Consider the following 13,377-nt stretch of genomic DNA (forward strand, 5'->3'; position numbering starts at 1 on the left):
CGCCGGGTGCCGCCCCTCCGCGTTGCGTGCCGATGGCACGGAAGCCAGACGCCGTCGCCGTCAGGGCGTTACCGTCAGACCATGAGCATCAGGGCCGTGGTCTGGGACATCGACGACACGATCTTCGACTACACCACGGCCGACCGGGCCGGAATGCGCGGGCATCTGGCGGCCGAGGGCCTGCTCGACGGGTACGCGTCCGTGGAGCAGGCCCTCGGGCACTGGCGGGAGGTCACCGATCAGCAGTGGGCCAGGTTCGCGGCGGGCGAGGCCTCCTTCGAGGGGCAGCGGCGGGACCGGGTGCGGGTCTTCCTGGGCGAGGAGCTGACCGACGCCGAGGCCGACGCCTGGTTCCTGCGGTACTTGGGCCACTACGAGGCCGCCTGGGGGCTCTTCCCGGACGTGCTGCCCGCCCTGGACACCCTCGCCGCCAGCCACCGACACGCCGTGCTGTCCAACTCCAGCCTCCATGTCCAGGACCGCAAGCTCCGCGTCCTCGGCGTACACGACCGCTTCGAGGCGGTGCTGTGCGCGGCCGAGCTGGGCGTCTCCAAACCGGAGGCCCGGGCCTTCCACGCCGCCTGCGAGGCCCTGGCGCTGCCCCCGCACCAGGTCGCGTACGTCGGCGATCACCCGGAGATCGACGGACAGGGCGCGGCCGACGCCGGGCTCTTCTCAGTCTGGATCGACCGCACGGGCGTGAGTGCGGTCACCGGCGACGCGCCCGACACGCGCGAGGGCGCCGCTCCGGATCAGCCCGCCGGCCTGCGCCGAATCACGTCTCTGGCCGAACTCCCCGCACTCCTCGCGGCCGATACCCGTTTTGGAGCGCCGTCCACCTTCGGGTAATGTTCTTCCTGCGCCACCGCGAGCGGGCCGACAGGCCGGGACCGGGAAGCGCAAGCTAAGACAAGATCCCCGTCGGGGGTTGCGTTTCAGTGGCCTATGGTGTAATTGGCAGCACGACTGATTCTGGTTCAGTTAGTCTAGGTTCGAGTCCTGGTAGGCCAGCTCGCAGAGCTCATCTGCAAAAGCCCCCGTTGTGTAGCGGCCTAGCACGCTGCCCTCTCAAGGCAGTAGCGCCGGTTCGAATCCGGTCGGGGGTACAGATCCTTCTCAGGGACGCAGTCCGGGTCGCACCCACTGGTTCTCACGGAGACAACATCCGGCTACCGCCGGGTGGGGATCGCTAGGGCCCCCGTTGTGTAGCGGCCTAGCACGCCGCCCTCTCAAGGCGGTAGCGCCGGTTCGAATCCGGTCGGGGGTACGAACTGGTCTAAACCGCATTGGTCTATGGTGTAATTGGCAGCACGACTGATTCTGGTTCAGTTAGTCTAGGTTCGAGTCCTGGTAGACCAGCTCGGATCTGCGGAAACGCAAGATCCTCGCCCCCGTTGTGTAGCGGCCTAGCACGCCGCCCTCTCAAGGCGGTAGCGCCGGTTCGAATCCGGTCGGGGGTACATGATGGAGAAGCCCTCCCCAGCAGGGGAGGGCTTCTTCGCGTTGAGCTGAACGGCAGGACAACCTCAACTCCAGCCGGTCGCTGCGGCGTTGAAGCGACCGGTCGGATCGACTCGGCGTCAGCCGGTGCGGCGCAGCGCCTCCGAGAGGCGCGAGGCCGCGTCGATGACCGCCTGGGCGTGCATCCGGCCCGGGTGGCGGCTGAGGCGCTCGATCGGCCCGGAGACCGAGACGGCGGCCACCACCCGGTTCGAGGGCCCGCGCACCGGCGCGGAGACGGACGCGACGCCCGGCTCACGCTCACCGATCGACTGGGCCCAGCCCCGGCGCCGTACGCCCGACAGGGCCGTCGCCGTGAAGCGGGCACCCTGCAGGCCACGGTGCAGGCGCTCCGGCTCCTCCCAGGCCATCAGGATCTGAGCCGAGGAGCCCGCCTTCATGGTGAGCGTCGAGCCGACCGGGACCGTGTCCCTGAGGCCCGACAGGCGCTCCGCCGCGGCGACGCAGATACGCATGTCGCCCTGGCGGCGGTAGAGCTGCGCGCTCTCGCCCGTGACGTCACGGAGGTGGGTGAGGACCGGGCCTGCGGTGGCGAGGAGGCGGTCCTCGCCCGCCGCCGCGGCCAGCTCGGCCAGGCGCGGGCCGAGAATGAAACGGCCCTGCATGTCCCGCGCCACCATGCGGTGGTGCTCAAGTGCCACGGCGAGGCGATGTGCCGTGGGTCGTGCCAGTCCGGTCGCCGCGACCAGGCCCGCGAGGGTGGCCGGACCGGACTCCAGGGCGCTCAGGACAAGGGCTGCCTTGTCCAGAACTCCTACGCCGCTACTGTTGTCCATGCAACGATACTCGCGTCTCACTCTGTGAAACGCAAGTTCAATTTTCCGTGGAACGCGCCACCCTGTACGTACAACGGCCCGTAGACCATCGGGCCCGGCGGCAGACGTCCGGTGCGGGGGTGACGGGCGCGGCCATCCCGAAGTCTCTAGTTGGGCCGGCGCCATACAGGCCGGCCGGAGGGAAAGCGATGGGTAGGACACTCGCGGAGAAGGTCTGGGACGACCATGTCGTCCGGCGCGCGGAGGGCGAGCCCGACCTTCTCTTCATCGATCTGCACCTGCTGCACGAGGTGACCAGCCCGCAGGCCTTCGACGGCCTCCGCCAGGCGGGGCGCCCCGTGCGCCGCCTCGACCTCACCATCGCGACCGAGGATCACAACACCCCGACCCTCGACATCGACAAGCCCATCGCCGACCCGGTCTCGCGCGCCCAGCTGGAGACGCTGCGCAAGAACTGCGCCGAGTTCGGCGTACGCCTGCACCCGCTCGGCGATGTCGAGCAGGGCGTCGTCCACGTCGTGGGACCGCAGCTGGGCCTCACCCAGCCCGGCATGACCGTGGTCTGCGGCGACTCGCACACCTCCACGCACGGCGCCTTCGGCGCGCTGGCGTTCGGCATCGGCACCTCCCAGGTCGAGCATGTGCTGGCCACCCAGACGCTGCCGCTGGCCCGCCCGAAGACCATGGCCATCACGGTCGACGGTGAACTGCCCGAGGACGTCACGGCCAAGGACCTGATCCTGGCGATCATCGCCAAGATCGGTACGGGCGGCGGCCAGGGCTACATCCTGGAGTACCGCGGCTCCGCCATCGAGAAGCTCTCGATGGAGGCCCGGATGACCATCTGCAACATGTCGATCGAGGCCGGTGCCCGCGCGGGCATGATCGCCCCCGACGAGACGACCTTCGAGTACATCAAGGGCCGCGCGCACGCCCCCGAGGGCGAGGACTGGGACGCCGCCGTCACGTACTGGAAGACCCTGAAGTCGGACGAGGACGCGGAATTCGACGCCGAGGTCGTCATCGACGCCGCCTCCCTCGCGCCGTTCGTCACCTGGGGCACCAACCCCGGTCAGGGCTCGCCGCTTTCGGCGTCCGTCCCCGACCCTGCTTCGTACGAGGACGCTTCGGAGCGCCACGCCGCCGAAAAGGCCCTGGAATACATGGGGTTGACCGCCGGACAGCCGTTGCGCGACATCAAGGTCGACACCGTCTTCGTAGGTTCCTGCACCAACGGCCGTATCGAAGACCTGCGCGCGGCCGCCGCGATCGTCGAGGGCCGCAAAGTCGCCGACGGCGTACGGATGCTGGTCGTTCCCGGCTCCGCGCGCGTCGGTCTGCAGGCCGTCTCCGAGGGACTGGACCTCGTCTTCAAGGAGGCCGGCGCCGAATGGCGGCACGCGGGCTGCTCGATGTGTCTCGGCATGAACCCCGACCAGCTGGCCCCCGGTGAGCGCTCCGCGTCCACCTCCAACCGCAACTTCGAAGGCAGGCAGGGCAAGGGCGGCCGTACGCACCTGGTCTCGCCGCAGGTCGCCGCGGCCACCGCCGTGCTCGGCCACCTGGCGTCCCCCGCCGACCTGAACGACCAGTCTGCCGTCCGTACGCCCGCTGGAGTCTGAGAACCATGGCCATGGAAGCATTCACCACGCACACCGGACGGGCCGTCCCGCTGCGCCGCAGCAACGTCGACACCGACCAGATCATCCCCGCCCACTGGCTCAAGAAGGTCACCAGGGACGGCTTCGAGGACGGACTGTTCGAGGCCTGGCGCAAGGACTCGTCGTTCATCCTCAATCAACCCGAGCGGCAGGGTGCCACGGTCCTCGTCGCGGGTCCCGACTTCGGTACGGGCTCCTCGCGCGAGCACGCCGTGTGGGCGCTGCAGAACTACGGCTTCAAAGCCGTCATCTCGTCGCGTTTCGCGGACATCTTCCGCGGCAACTCGCTCAAGAACGGTCTGCTCACAGTCGTTCTGGAGCAGAAGATCGTGGACGCGCTGTGGGAACTCACGGAGAACGACCCACAGGCTGAGGTCACTGTTGACCTTGAGGCACGTGAGGTTCGCGCGGAGGGCATCACCGCCTCCTTCGAACTCGACGAGAACGCCCGCTGGCGGCTGCTGAACGGGCTCGACGACATCTCGATCACGCTGCAGAACGAGCCGGACATCGCCGCGTACGAGTCCAAGCGGCCCGCCTACAAGCCGCGGACGCTCCGAGTTTGATGAGACGAACCGGCCCAAGCACGCAAGGCTGATTCCAGCCACCTCAACAGGCCCCAGTACCCCCAACCGTCCACGGTTGGGGGTACTGCCTTGTGTACCTGAGGACGAGGTCAGCGGCCTGTTCTGATTGGCTTCAACTCCCCTTGTTTCAAAGGGGCTTGTTGGGGTAACCGAGCCTTGGCACAGCCTTGTGCGGAGGTGTGCGGGAAGCGCCTGGGAGGCGGCAGTTGACCCTGCGCAGGCGACAACTCGCCCCAGATGGCACAATCTGTGCATGGAACACGACGGCCAACTCGAGCTCTATACGGCGGTCGCGTCCCAACTCAAGGAAGCGCACGCAAGGGTGCGCGCACTGCAAGTCCCGGAGGGCGTACGGATGGCGCTGACCCGGAAGCTGCTGGTCATTACGGCCGTGGCCAAGCACGATCTCGCCGGTGCGACAAGGCGTCTGGAGCGGTTCACCTCAGACCTCGATGAGGGTCGATTCCCCGAAGAAGGTCTCTGAGGAACTTCGCGACAGTCCTGGTTCGTTGCGGCACTAGGGTGATTAGCCCGTTTCGTGTTTGATTTGCGGTATATATCTGCCTAACGTGCGAAAAAGCTTGAACACTTTCGTTCTGGCAATGTCTCCGAAGGGGAAGACGTGAACAAGGCGCAGCTCGTAGAAGCGATTGCGGACAAGGTCGGCGGGCGTCAGCAGGCCGCCGACGCGGTCGACGCCGTACTGGACGCCGTGGTCCGTGCGGTTGTCGCAGGGGAACGGGTCTCAGTCACCGGTTTCGGTTCCTTCGAGAAGGTCGATCGTCCGGCCCGCTACGCACGTAACCCCCAGACCGGGGAGCGTGTTCGGGTCAAGAAGACCTCCGTGCCGCGGTTCCGCGCGGGCCAGGGTTTCAAGGACCTGGTGAGCGGTTCGAAGAAACTCCCGAAGCACGATGTGGCGGTCAAGAAGGCGCCCAAGGGCAGCCTGTCCGGAGGCGCTGCCGCCACGGTCAAGAAGGCGACGGCCAAGAGGGCCGCCGCCAAGAAGGCGGCGACGCCCGCCAAGAAGGCCGCGGCCAAGAAGACGGCCGCCAAGAAGGCGGCGCCCGCCAAGGCCGCGGCCAAGAAGACCACGGCCAAGAAGGCGGCGACCGGCAAGACCGCGGCCAAGACGACCACCGCCAAGAAGGGGGCCGCCAAGAAGGCGCCCGCGAAGAAGTCGACGGCGCGCAAGACCACCGCCAAGAAGACCACCGCCCGCCGGTAGACAGGGCGCTGGGACACTCACGCGCCGGGCCGGGCTCCTCACGGAAGAGAGCCCGGCCCGCGGCGTATTCAGAGATCTTGGGCGATCTTGGGTACGGCCCTGAGGGTCTTCAGGGCGTCTTCAAGGGGGCTTCAGAGGGTCTGCAGCGTCACCAGAGTGATCCGCCGCGCGTCCCCCTCGCCCTCCGTCTCGATCCGCACCCGCTGCCCCGGCCGCAACAGCCTGAGCCCGCCCGCCTCGAACGCCGGGCCGTCGAAGGGCACCGGGGTGCCGTCATCGAGCAGCACCTGACCACTACGGGTCTCGGGGTCGTACGTGTACGCGGTCGCCTGCATGAAGCCCAGCCTAGGCGACGTTCAACGCCGCGACCGCCGCCGCCGTGCGCGGTCCCACGCCCAGGGCCAGTGCCGCTCGTAGGTCGTCGCCGGTGTCCACGTCCTGGCGTACGGAATCCACTGCGTCCAGGGGGAGTTCCACGGCGCCCGAGGTTCGGTGGCGGGTGCGGGAATCCGGGCCGAACATAGGGAGCAATTCACGGTCCGCGAACGCGGTCAGCAGAGTCGTGCCGGTTCCGGCGGCGTCCGGGAGAAAAGCGCGGGGGAATTCGGTGGCCGCGTCGAGGACGCGGGCCAATTCCAGGGGGCGCAGTGCGGGGAGGTCGGCGTTCAGGGCCGCCAAAGGGCTTTCGGGGCTTTGGGAGCGTACGAGCGACGCCCCGTGTGTGAGGGCGGCGTTCAGACCGCCCGCGGGCTCGTCCGGGACGATCCGGGCGCCCAGCGCGGCCAGTTCGCGGCCGGCCAGCACGTCGTCCGTGACGACCGCCACATCGCGTACCGCGGCGCAGGCGAGGGCCGCCGCCACGGTGTCCTGCGCGAAGGCGAGGGCGAGCCCGGGGCGCAGTCCGTCGGCGGCGGTGTCCGAGAGCCTGCTCTTCGCCCGCGACAGGGCTTTCAGGGGTATGACCAAGGTCCACTGCACCAGCGTTCCGTCCCTCTCTTGTCGCGCCCATTGTGACCTGGACAGTGAGTGAGACACCGTGGCGGGGGCAGTGGGCGGGCGTACGGTGTTCTCGACAGACCGTCGGCCTGGAGCGACACTTGTGCGGCCCACCCAGGCCCTGGAGGAAGGTGTCCGCGTGCCCCGCCGCAGAATCGGCTTCTGGTACCGCTTCGCAGCGGTCCTGTGCAAACCACCGTTGGTGGTTCTGGTCAAGCGGGATTGGCGTGGAATGGAGAACATTCCGGCCGAGGGTGGATTTATCACCGCGGTGAACCACAATTCTCATCTGGATCCGTTCGGGTACGGGCATTATCAGTACAACACCGGACGCGTTCCACATTTTCTGGCGAAGGCCGCTCTTTTCAAAAAGGGATTCATCGGGGCCGCGATGCGCGGCACCGGACAGATTCCCGTGTACCGCGAGAGCACCGACGCGCTGAGCGCCTTCCGGGCCGCTATCGACGCCGTGGAACGCGGGGAGTGCGTCGCCTTCTATCCGGAGGGCACCATTACGCGCGATCCCGGCCAGTGGCCGATGACCGGCAAGACCGGTGCCGCACGCGTCGCGTTGCAGACCAAGTGCCCGGTGATCCCGGTCGCCCAGTGGGGAGCCAACCTGCTGCTGCCGCCGTACGCGAAGAAACTCAACATCCTTCCCCGCAAGACCCATCACGTGCTCGCGGGCCCCCCGGTGGATCTGTCGCGCTTCTACGACAAGGAGATGACCCCGGAGGTCCTGAAGGAGGCCACCGAGGTCATCATGGTGGCGATAACCGCGCAGCTGGAGGTGATCCGCGGCGAGAAGGCACCTCAGACGCCGTACGACCCGAAGCAGGTACGCATCGAGCAGCGGCGCAGGGCGCGGGCACACGAACAGCGGCCACACGAAAAGGCAGAACAGGAAGAGGGGCACGGCAAGTGACGACATCCGGCAAGCCCGTCAGGGCGGCCGTCTTCGGGACCGGATCGTGGGGCACGGCCTTCGGCATGGTGCTCGCCGACGCCGGATGCGAGGTGACCCTGTGGGGACGGCGGGCCGAACTCGCCGAAGCGGTCAACTCCACGCGTACGAACCCCGACTATCTGCCGGGCATCGAACTCCCCGAGAACCTGCGCGCCACCACGGACGCGGCCGAGGCGGCCCGCGACGCAGACTTCACCGTGCTCGCCATCCCCTCGCAGACGCTGCGCGGAAACCTCGCCGAATGGGCTCCGCTGCTCGCTCCCGGCACCGTCCTCGTCTCCCTCATGAAGGGCGTCGAACTCGGTTCCGCGATGCGGATGAGCGAGGTCATCGAGGACGTCGCCAAGGTCGGCGCGGACCGCATCGCGGTGGTCACCGGCCCCAACCTGGCCCGGGAGATCGCCGCCCGGATGCCGGCCGCCGCGGTGGTCGCGTGCAGCGACGAGGCAGTGGCCCAGCGACTCCAGTCCGCCTGTCACACGCCGTACTTCCGCCCGTACACCAATACCGATGTGGTCGGCTGCGAACTCGGCGGCGCCGTCAAGAACGTGATCGGTCTCGCCGTCGGCATCGTGGACGGCATGGGGCTCGGCGACAACGCCAAGGGGTCGCTCATCACTCGCGGGTTGGCGGAGACGACCCGCCTCGGTCTCGCCATGGGTGCCGACCCGCTGACGTTCTCCGGACTCGCGGGCCTGGGCGACCTCGTGGCCACCTGTTCCTCGCCGCTCTCGCGCAACCACACCTTCGGCACCAACCTCGGCAAGGGCATGACCCTTCAGGAGACCATCGCGGTCACCAAGCAGACCGCCGAAGGCGTCAAGTCCTGTGAGTCCGTGCTGGACCTGGCCCGTCGCCATGGCGTCGACATGCCCATCACGGAGACGGTCGTCGGCATCGTCCATGAGGGCAAGCCGCCGGTGGTCGCCCTCAAGGAGCTGATGGCGCGCAGCGCCAAGCCGGAGCGGCACTGACACTCGGGAGCCCGGCGGGCGCTGACTCACCGCACTACCAACGGGTACTCTCAACGCGATATGAGCACCGAGAACCTCCCCCAGAGCCCTGGGCAGACGCCTCGTAAACCGCGTGTGGCCGTCGTGTTCGGCGGCCGCAGCTCCGAACACGGGATCTCCGTCGTCACCGCCGGCGCCGTCCTGCGTGCCATCGACCGGACGAAGTACGACGTCCTGCCGATCGGCATCACCCGGGACGGCCGCTGGGCGCTCACGGCGGACGAGCCGGAGCGGATGGCCATCGTCGACCGGCGCCAGCCGAGCGTGGAGCAGCTCGCCGAGTCCGGCGAGGGCGGGGTGATCCTCCCCGTCGACCCGTCCAACCGCGAAGTCGTCTACAGCGAGCCCGGTTCGGTCCCCAAGGCGCTCGGTGAGGTGGACGTCGTCTTCCCGGTGCTGCACGGCCCGTACGGCGAGGACGGCACCCTCCAGGGCCTCCTGGAGCTGTCCGGTGTCCCGTACGTCGGCGCGGGTGTGCTCGCCTCGGCCGTCGGCCAGGACAAGGAGTACATGAAGCGGGTGTTCACCTCCTTCGGGCTGCCCGTCGGCCCGTACACGGTGATCCGTCCGCGCGAGTGGGAGCTCGACGAAGCGGCGGCCCGCAGGAAGCTCGTCGACTTCGCGGGCGAGCACGGCTGGCCGCTCTTCGTGAAGCCCGCGCGCGCGGGGTCGTCGATCGGCATCACCAAGGTCGACGATCTGGGTGGCCTCGACGAGGCGATCGCCGCGGCCCAGCAGCACGACCCGAAGATCATCGTGGAGGCGCTGCTGCGCGGTCGTGAGATCGAGTGCGGGGTCCTGGAGTTCGAGGACGGGCCCCGGGCTTCCGTGCCGGCCGAGATTCCGCCGGTGCAGTCGCACGCGTACTACGACTTCGAGGCGAAGTACATCGACTCGACGCCCGGCATCGTGCCCGCTCCGCTGACCCCCGAGCAGACAGCCGAGGTTCAGCGGCTCGCCGTCGAGGCCTTCGAGGCCGCGTCCTGCGAGGGCTTGGTGCGCGCGGACTTCTTCCTCACCGAGGACGGGGAGTTCGTGATCAACGAGATCAACACGATGCCCGGCTTCACGCCCATCTCGATGTACCCACAGATGTGGGAGGCGACCGGCGTGCCCTACCAGGAGCTGGTGGACCGCTTGATTCAGGCGGCGCTGCGCCGGCCTACAGGGCTGCGCTGAAACGCGCCCGCAGTTTTCCTAGTTGGCGATCCCCTCGGGGATCGCCTTCTTGATGGCCGCGGCCAGATCGATGAGAACGGTGGACGTGTCCTGCCCTTCACGTACGGTCACCTCGACGTACGCGACGCGCGATGCGCTGGTGAAGCGGTACGACCCGTCGTCCCCCTCCTCCATCAGCCAGTCGACGCCGTTCACACCGCCGGCGACCGCGTCGGGGTCACGGCCCGCAGCGACCTCCGGGTCGGTCATCTTCGGCGGCCGTTCGACACCACAGCGCAGTATGATCGCCGGACTTCCCCAGCCCGCGGTCAGCGTGGACCGGGGCTCGGGATCCTCCCGGTCGAGACCGTCCACCTTCGGCGGCAGCCGTTCGTCCAGGTTCTGGCACAGCTTGGTGACCTTCGCGTCCGGGCTGGGAACCACGGCCGAAGCGCTGTCGTCTGCTGAGGAACAGCCTGTGGCGGAGATCAGCAGGACGAGGGCGGGAAGACCGAACTGCCGAGAACGGAACAAGTTCACCGGCACAGGGTAGACGGGGGCTACAGGTGCACCACCGGGCAGGTCAGGGTACGGGTGATGCCGTCCACTTGCTGGACTTTCGCGACCACCATGCGGCCGAGATCGTCCACGGTGTCGGCTTGGGCCCGCACGATCACGTCGTACGGTCCGGTCACGTCCTCGGCCTGTATCACCCCCGAAATCTTGCTGATCGTGTCAGCGACGGTCGACGCCTTGCCGACCTCCGTCTGGATCAGGATGTACGCCTGTACCACGGAACCTCCAGGGCGGCCACGAGGATCATGTGGGGAAAAGGAACGCCACGGTATCGCGTCGCCGCTCACCGCGGGGAGACCTGCGGAGACCGGGCTTGCGCGCCGGGGCACACATACGGCACAAGTTGGCGGTCGGCTCGACCGTACCCAGGTCAGTGACGGCTCGCGACCGGGCAGCGGCAGTGACAGGCCGGGCAGCGGCAGTAACAGAAGGAGACGTACGACAATGAAGGGAACCGTGGGCGAGTTGGGGGAGTTCGGGCTCATCAGGGAGCTCACCTCACGGCTCACCACCACCCCGGCGGTACGCGTCGGGCCGGGCGACGACGCCGCCGTGGTGGCCGCCCCCGACCGCAGGGTCGTGGCGAGCACCGACATCCTCCTGGAGGGGCGGCACTTCCGCCGCGACTGGTCCACGGCGTACGACGTCGGGCGCAAGGCGGCGGCGCAGAACCTCGCGGACATCGCCGCCATGGGCGCCGTACCCACCGCGCTGCTGCTCGGCCTGGTCGTCCCGGCCGAACTCCCGGCCACCTGGCCCTCCGAGCTCATGGACGGCCTGCGCGACGAGTGCCAGGTCGCGGGTGCGGCCGTGGTCGGCGGCGATGTCGTACGCGGCGACACCATCACCGTCTCGATCACCGCGCTCGGCGATCTGCGCAACCACGAGCCGGTCACCCGCGGGGGCGCCCAGCCCGGCGATGTCGTCGCCGTCACGGGCTGGCTGGGCTGGTCCGCGGCCGGCCACGCGGTGCTCTCGCGCGGCTTCCGCTCGCCGCGCGCCTTCGTCGAGGCCCACCGGCGGCCCGAACCGCCGTACCACGCGGGCCCCGCGGCCGCCGGGCTCGGCGCGACCTCGATGACGGACGTCAGCGACGGGCTGATCGCCGACCTCGGGCACATCGCGGAAGCCAGCAAGGTACGCATCGACATCCGCTCCGGCGCCGTCGACATCCCCTCGCAGATGAACGACATCGGGCAGGCCGTCGGTGTCGACCCGCTCCAGTGGGTGCTCACCGGCGGCGAGGACCACGCGATCGTCGCCACCTTCCCCTTGGACGTGAAGCTGCCCGCCCGCTGGAAGGTGATCGGCGAGGTCCTCAACCCGTCGGCGCTGCCGCAGGTCACGGTGGACGGAGCGGCGTGGACCAGCAAGGGCGGCTGGGATCACTTCGGGGACATTGAGTCATGAGTGCCGTGGGTGGCGTGAGTGTCAGGGGTACGGGTGTCCGGGGTGCTCCGCCGCGTGTGCTGACGGTCGCGGGTTCCGACTCCGGTGGAGGGGCCGGAATCCAGGCCGACTTGAAGACGATGCTCGCGCTCGGCGTGCACGGCATGAGCGTGCTCACGGCGGTCACAGCCCAGAACTCCCTTGGTGTGCAAGGCGCTTGGGAGCTTCCGGTGGATGCGGTGCGGGCCCAGTACCGCAGCGTGGTCGACGACATCGGGGTGCAGGCGGTCAAGACCGGCATGCTCGCCTCGGCCGAACTCGTCGAGGCCGTCGCCGAGTTGATCGCGGGCACGGACGCACCCGCCGTCGTCGACCCGGTCGGGGTGTCGAAGCACGGGGACTCACTGCTGGCCGCGTCCGCCCTGGATTCCGTACGCACGAAGCTGCTGCCCGTCGCCACGGTGGCGACCCCGAACCTCGACGAGGTCGCCCAACTCACGGGCGTACGGGTCGAGTCGGAGGACGAGATGCGGCGGGCTGCGGCGGCCCTGCTCTCGTACGGGCCGCAGTGGGCGCTCATCAAGGGCGGCCATCTCGTCGGTGACGCCGTGGACTTCCTCACCGATGGCTCCGAGGAGCACTGGCTGAGCGTTCCCCGGCTCGACAACCGGCACACTCACGGCACCGGGTGCACCCTCGCGTCCGCGATCGCCTCGGGGCTGGCGAAAGGGCAGTCCGTGCCGGAGGCGGTGGCGGTGGCCAAGGAGTATGTGACCGGGGCGATCGCGGCGGGGTTCGCGCTGGGGGGCGGGATCGGGCCGGTGGATCATGGGTGGCGTTGGGAGACGGAGCGCGCGTAAGCGTTCGCGTAAACGCTTGCGCAAGCGTTTACGCGAACGCTTACGCTGCGGCGATGCAGGCGCTTGCGCAAGCGTTTACGCATCTGCCCGGGCGCAGCAAAAAGCCGGCCCACCCTCCGGTGGACCGGCCATGCAGCGAACCAGCAGTGGCCGCGCGCTAGCAGAGCGTCAGCGCGAGACCTTGCCGGCCTTGATGCACGAGGTGCAAGCGTTCACGCGCTTCGGCGTCCCGCCCACCACGGTACGGACGCGCTGGATGTTCGGGTTCCAGCGACGGGACGTACGGCGGTGCGAGTGCGAGATGTTGTTGCCGAAGCCCGGCCCCTTGCCGCAGACGTCGCAGTTGGCAGCCACGGGTCACTCCAAAGACTTCAGATGCTCTTACGGTTGATCCCGGCATGCCGGGATCAAGATCAAGGAATCCAGGATCTGAGTGGCGGTGCCAGGGAGAAGGCCCGATCGGATCGGGCAACCGGAGCAGCATACAACGACTGCGTCCGTACAACGAAACTACCATGGTCGGCCCGGGGACCTGCCCCAGCCCTCTTCCGGCAGAAACCTGACCTGGGTCTACGCTGCGTCCCACGTTCGCTGCTCAAGGAGGCGCAGGTGCCGCAGGTGCCAGAGAGGGAGGGTCGGCCCGAA

General features: G+C 68.6%; 16 protein-coding genes and 5 tRNA genes. 15 read left to right on the forward strand and 6 right to left on the reverse strand.

Annotated features, from left to right (window positions below):
* Window positions 1–81: 81 nt before the first annotated feature.
* The 6 genes from ACYVO6_RS26990 to ACYVO6_RS27015 all read left to right on the forward strand — a co-directional run bounded on the left by ACYVO6_RS26990 (window position 82) and on the right by ACYVO6_RS27015 (window position 1,460).
* On the forward strand, window positions 82–849 hold the full coding sequence (locus ACYVO6_RS26990) for an HAD family hydrolase (RefSeq protein WP_461065506.1): 768 nt from the start codon (window positions 82–84) through the stop codon (window positions 847–849).
* A gap of 90 nt (window positions 850–939) precedes the next feature.
* A tRNA-Gln gene (locus ACYVO6_RS26995) sits at window positions 940–1,011 on the forward strand.
* Window positions 1,012–1,033: 22 nt separating this feature from the next.
* Window positions 1,034–1,106 (forward strand) — tRNA-Glu (locus ACYVO6_RS27000).
* A gap of 88 nt (window positions 1,107–1,194) precedes the next feature.
* A tRNA-Glu gene (locus ACYVO6_RS27005) sits at window positions 1,195–1,267 on the forward strand.
* 20 nt (window positions 1,268–1,287) lie between these two features.
* A tRNA-Gln gene (locus tag ACYVO6_RS27010) sits at window positions 1,288–1,359 on the forward strand.
* A gap of 28 nt (window positions 1,360–1,387) precedes the next feature.
* Window positions 1,388–1,460 (forward strand) — tRNA-Glu (locus ACYVO6_RS27015).
* Window positions 1,461–1,580: 120 nt separating this feature from the next.
* Here the strand turns inward: ACYVO6_RS27015 and ndgR are convergent.
* Entirely contained in the window at window positions 1,581–2,297 is a 717-nt protein-coding gene (gene ndgR, locus ACYVO6_RS27020; protein WP_399898087.1) for an IclR family transcriptional regulator NdgR, read from the reverse strand.
* Between the two features lie 188 nt (window positions 2,298–2,485).
* Here ndgR and leuC point away from each other — a divergent pair, with 188 nt between their 5' ends.
* The 4 genes from leuC (at window position 2,486) to ACYVO6_RS27040 (ending at window position 5,773) form a co-directional block, all read left to right on the forward strand.
* Window positions 2,486–3,919 (forward strand): 3-isopropylmalate dehydratase large subunit, encoded by a 1,434-nt coding sequence (gene leuC, locus ACYVO6_RS27025; protein WP_461065509.1) that lies wholly within the window; start codon window positions 2,486–2,488, stop codon window positions 3,917–3,919.
* Window positions 3,920–3,930: 11 nt separating this feature from the next.
* Complete coding sequence (gene leuD, locus ACYVO6_RS27030) at window positions 3,931–4,524, forward strand: 3-isopropylmalate dehydratase small subunit (protein ID WP_461065682.1); 594 nt, start codon at window positions 3,931–3,933, stop codon at window positions 4,522–4,524.
* Between the two features lie 274 nt (window positions 4,525–4,798).
* Window positions 4,799–5,029: an SCO5555 family protein gene (locus ACYVO6_RS27035; RefSeq protein ID WP_461065511.1), complete on the forward strand. Its 231-nt coding sequence runs from the start codon at window positions 4,799–4,801 to the stop codon at window positions 5,027–5,029.
* Between the two features lie 138 nt (window positions 5,030–5,167).
* The gene (locus ACYVO6_RS27040; RefSeq protein WP_461065513.1) at window positions 5,168–5,773 is read left to right on the forward strand and encodes an HU family DNA-binding protein; all 606 of its coding nucleotides are present in this window, start codon (window positions 5,168–5,170) and stop codon (window positions 5,771–5,773) included.
* Window positions 5,774–5,904: 131 nt separating this feature from the next.
* On the opposite strand, the gene ACYVO6_RS27045 is transcribed toward ACYVO6_RS27040, so the two are convergent.
* Together ACYVO6_RS27045 and cofC are read right to left on the reverse strand one after the other, a co-directional pair.
* Window positions 5,905–6,108: a hypothetical protein gene (locus ACYVO6_RS27045; RefSeq protein WP_235990986.1), complete on the reverse strand. Its 204-nt coding sequence runs from the start codon at window positions 6,106–6,108 to the stop codon at window positions 5,905–5,907.
* 10 nt (window positions 6,109–6,118) lie between these two features.
* A complete protein-coding gene (cofC, locus tag ACYVO6_RS27050; RefSeq protein ID WP_461065515.1) occupies window positions 6,119–6,751 on the reverse strand; it encodes a 2-phospho-L-lactate guanylyltransferase in 633 nt (210 codons plus the stop codon).
* Window positions 6,752–6,908: 157 nt separating this feature from the next.
* On the opposite strand from cofC, the gene ACYVO6_RS27055 reads away from it, so the two are divergent.
* Genes ACYVO6_RS27055 through ACYVO6_RS27065 form a run of 3 tightly spaced genes read left to right on the forward strand, consistent with a single transcriptional unit; the run spans window position 6,909 to window position 9,928 of the window.
* Entirely contained in the window at window positions 6,909–7,694 is a 786-nt protein-coding gene (locus ACYVO6_RS27055) for a lysophospholipid acyltransferase family protein (RefSeq protein WP_461065517.1), read from the forward strand.
* Complete coding sequence (locus tag ACYVO6_RS27060) at window positions 7,691–8,710, forward strand: NAD(P)H-dependent glycerol-3-phosphate dehydrogenase (RefSeq protein WP_461065519.1); 1,020 nt, start codon at window positions 7,691–7,693, stop codon at window positions 8,708–8,710. The genes ACYVO6_RS27055 and ACYVO6_RS27060 overlap by 4 nt, the downstream gene beginning before the upstream one ends.
* A gap of 60 nt (window positions 8,711–8,770) precedes the next feature.
* Window positions 8,771–9,928 carry a D-alanine--D-alanine ligase family protein gene (locus ACYVO6_RS27065; protein WP_461065521.1) on the forward strand — a complete coding sequence of 386 codons (1,158 nt, stop codon included), beginning with the start codon at window positions 8,771–8,773 and terminating at the stop codon, window positions 9,926–9,928.
* Between the two features lie 18 nt (window positions 9,929–9,946).
* On the opposite strand, the gene ACYVO6_RS27070 is transcribed toward ACYVO6_RS27065, so the two are convergent.
* Together ACYVO6_RS27070 and ACYVO6_RS27075 are read right to left on the reverse strand one after the other, a co-directional pair.
* Window positions 9,947–10,447 carry a DUF3515 domain-containing protein gene (locus ACYVO6_RS27070; RefSeq protein WP_461065523.1) on the reverse strand — a complete coding sequence of 167 codons (501 nt, stop codon included), beginning with the start codon at window positions 10,445–10,447 and terminating at the stop codon, window positions 9,947–9,949.
* Between the two features lie 20 nt (window positions 10,448–10,467).
* Window positions 10,468–10,701: an Lrp/AsnC ligand binding domain-containing protein gene (locus tag ACYVO6_RS27075; RefSeq protein ID WP_033321085.1), complete on the reverse strand. Its 234-nt coding sequence runs from the start codon at window positions 10,699–10,701 to the stop codon at window positions 10,468–10,470.
* A gap of 226 nt (window positions 10,702–10,927) precedes the next feature.
* Between ACYVO6_RS27075 and ACYVO6_RS27080 the strand changes: the two genes are divergently transcribed.
* On the forward strand, window positions 10,928–11,893 hold the full coding sequence (locus ACYVO6_RS27080) for a thiamine-phosphate kinase (protein ID WP_461065525.1): 966 nt from the start codon (window positions 10,928–10,930) through the stop codon (window positions 11,891–11,893).
* Between the two features lie 14 nt (window positions 11,894–11,907).
* Window positions 11,908–12,732 (forward strand): bifunctional hydroxymethylpyrimidine kinase/phosphomethylpyrimidine kinase, encoded by an 825-nt coding sequence (gene thiD / locus ACYVO6_RS27085; protein ID WP_461065527.1) that lies wholly within the window; start codon window positions 11,908–11,910, stop codon window positions 12,730–12,732.
* 168 nt (window positions 12,733–12,900) lie between these two features.
* Here thiD and rpmB read toward each other — a convergent pair whose 3' ends face one another.
* Window positions 12,901–13,086, reverse strand: coding sequence for a 50S ribosomal protein L28 (gene rpmB, locus ACYVO6_RS27090; RefSeq protein ID WP_003993230.1), 186 nt, complete (start codon window positions 13,084–13,086; stop codon window positions 12,901–12,903).
* Between the last annotated feature and the right edge of the window lie 291 nt (window positions 13,087–13,377).

Source organism: Streptomyces pseudoechinosporeus (genome assembly GCF_054783935.1).

Excerpts from the sequence above, each read along its gene's own strand:
- ACYVO6_RS27035 (WP_461065511.1), top strand. The coding sequence starts at position 4,799 with ATGGAACACGACGGCCAACTCGAGCTCTATACGGCGGTCGCGTCCCAA.
- leuC (WP_461065509.1), top strand. The coding sequence starts at position 2,486 with ATGGGTAGGACACTCGCGGAGAAGGTCTGGGACGACCATGTCGTCCGG.
- ACYVO6_RS26990 (WP_461065506.1), top strand. The coding sequence starts at position 82 with ATGAGCATCAGGGCCGTGGTCTGGGACATCGACGACACGATCTTCGAC.
- ACYVO6_RS27080 (WP_461065525.1), top strand. The coding sequence starts at position 10,928 with ATGAAGGGAACCGTGGGCGAGTTGGGGGAGTTCGGGCTCATCAGGGAG.
- ACYVO6_RS27045 (WP_235990986.1), bottom strand. The coding sequence starts at position 6,108 with ATGCAGGCGACCGCGTACACGTACGACCCCGAGACCCGTAGTGGTCAG.
- ACYVO6_RS27065 (WP_461065521.1), top strand. The coding sequence starts at position 8,771 with ATGAGCACCGAGAACCTCCCCCAGAGCCCTGGGCAGACGCCTCGTAAA.
- leuD (WP_461065682.1), top strand. The coding sequence starts at position 3,931 with ATGGAAGCATTCACCACGCACACCGGACGGGCCGTCCCGCTGCGCCGC.
- ndgR (WP_399898087.1), bottom strand. The coding sequence starts at position 2,297 with ATGGACAACAGTAGCGGCGTAGGAGTTCTGGACAAGGCAGCCCTTGTC.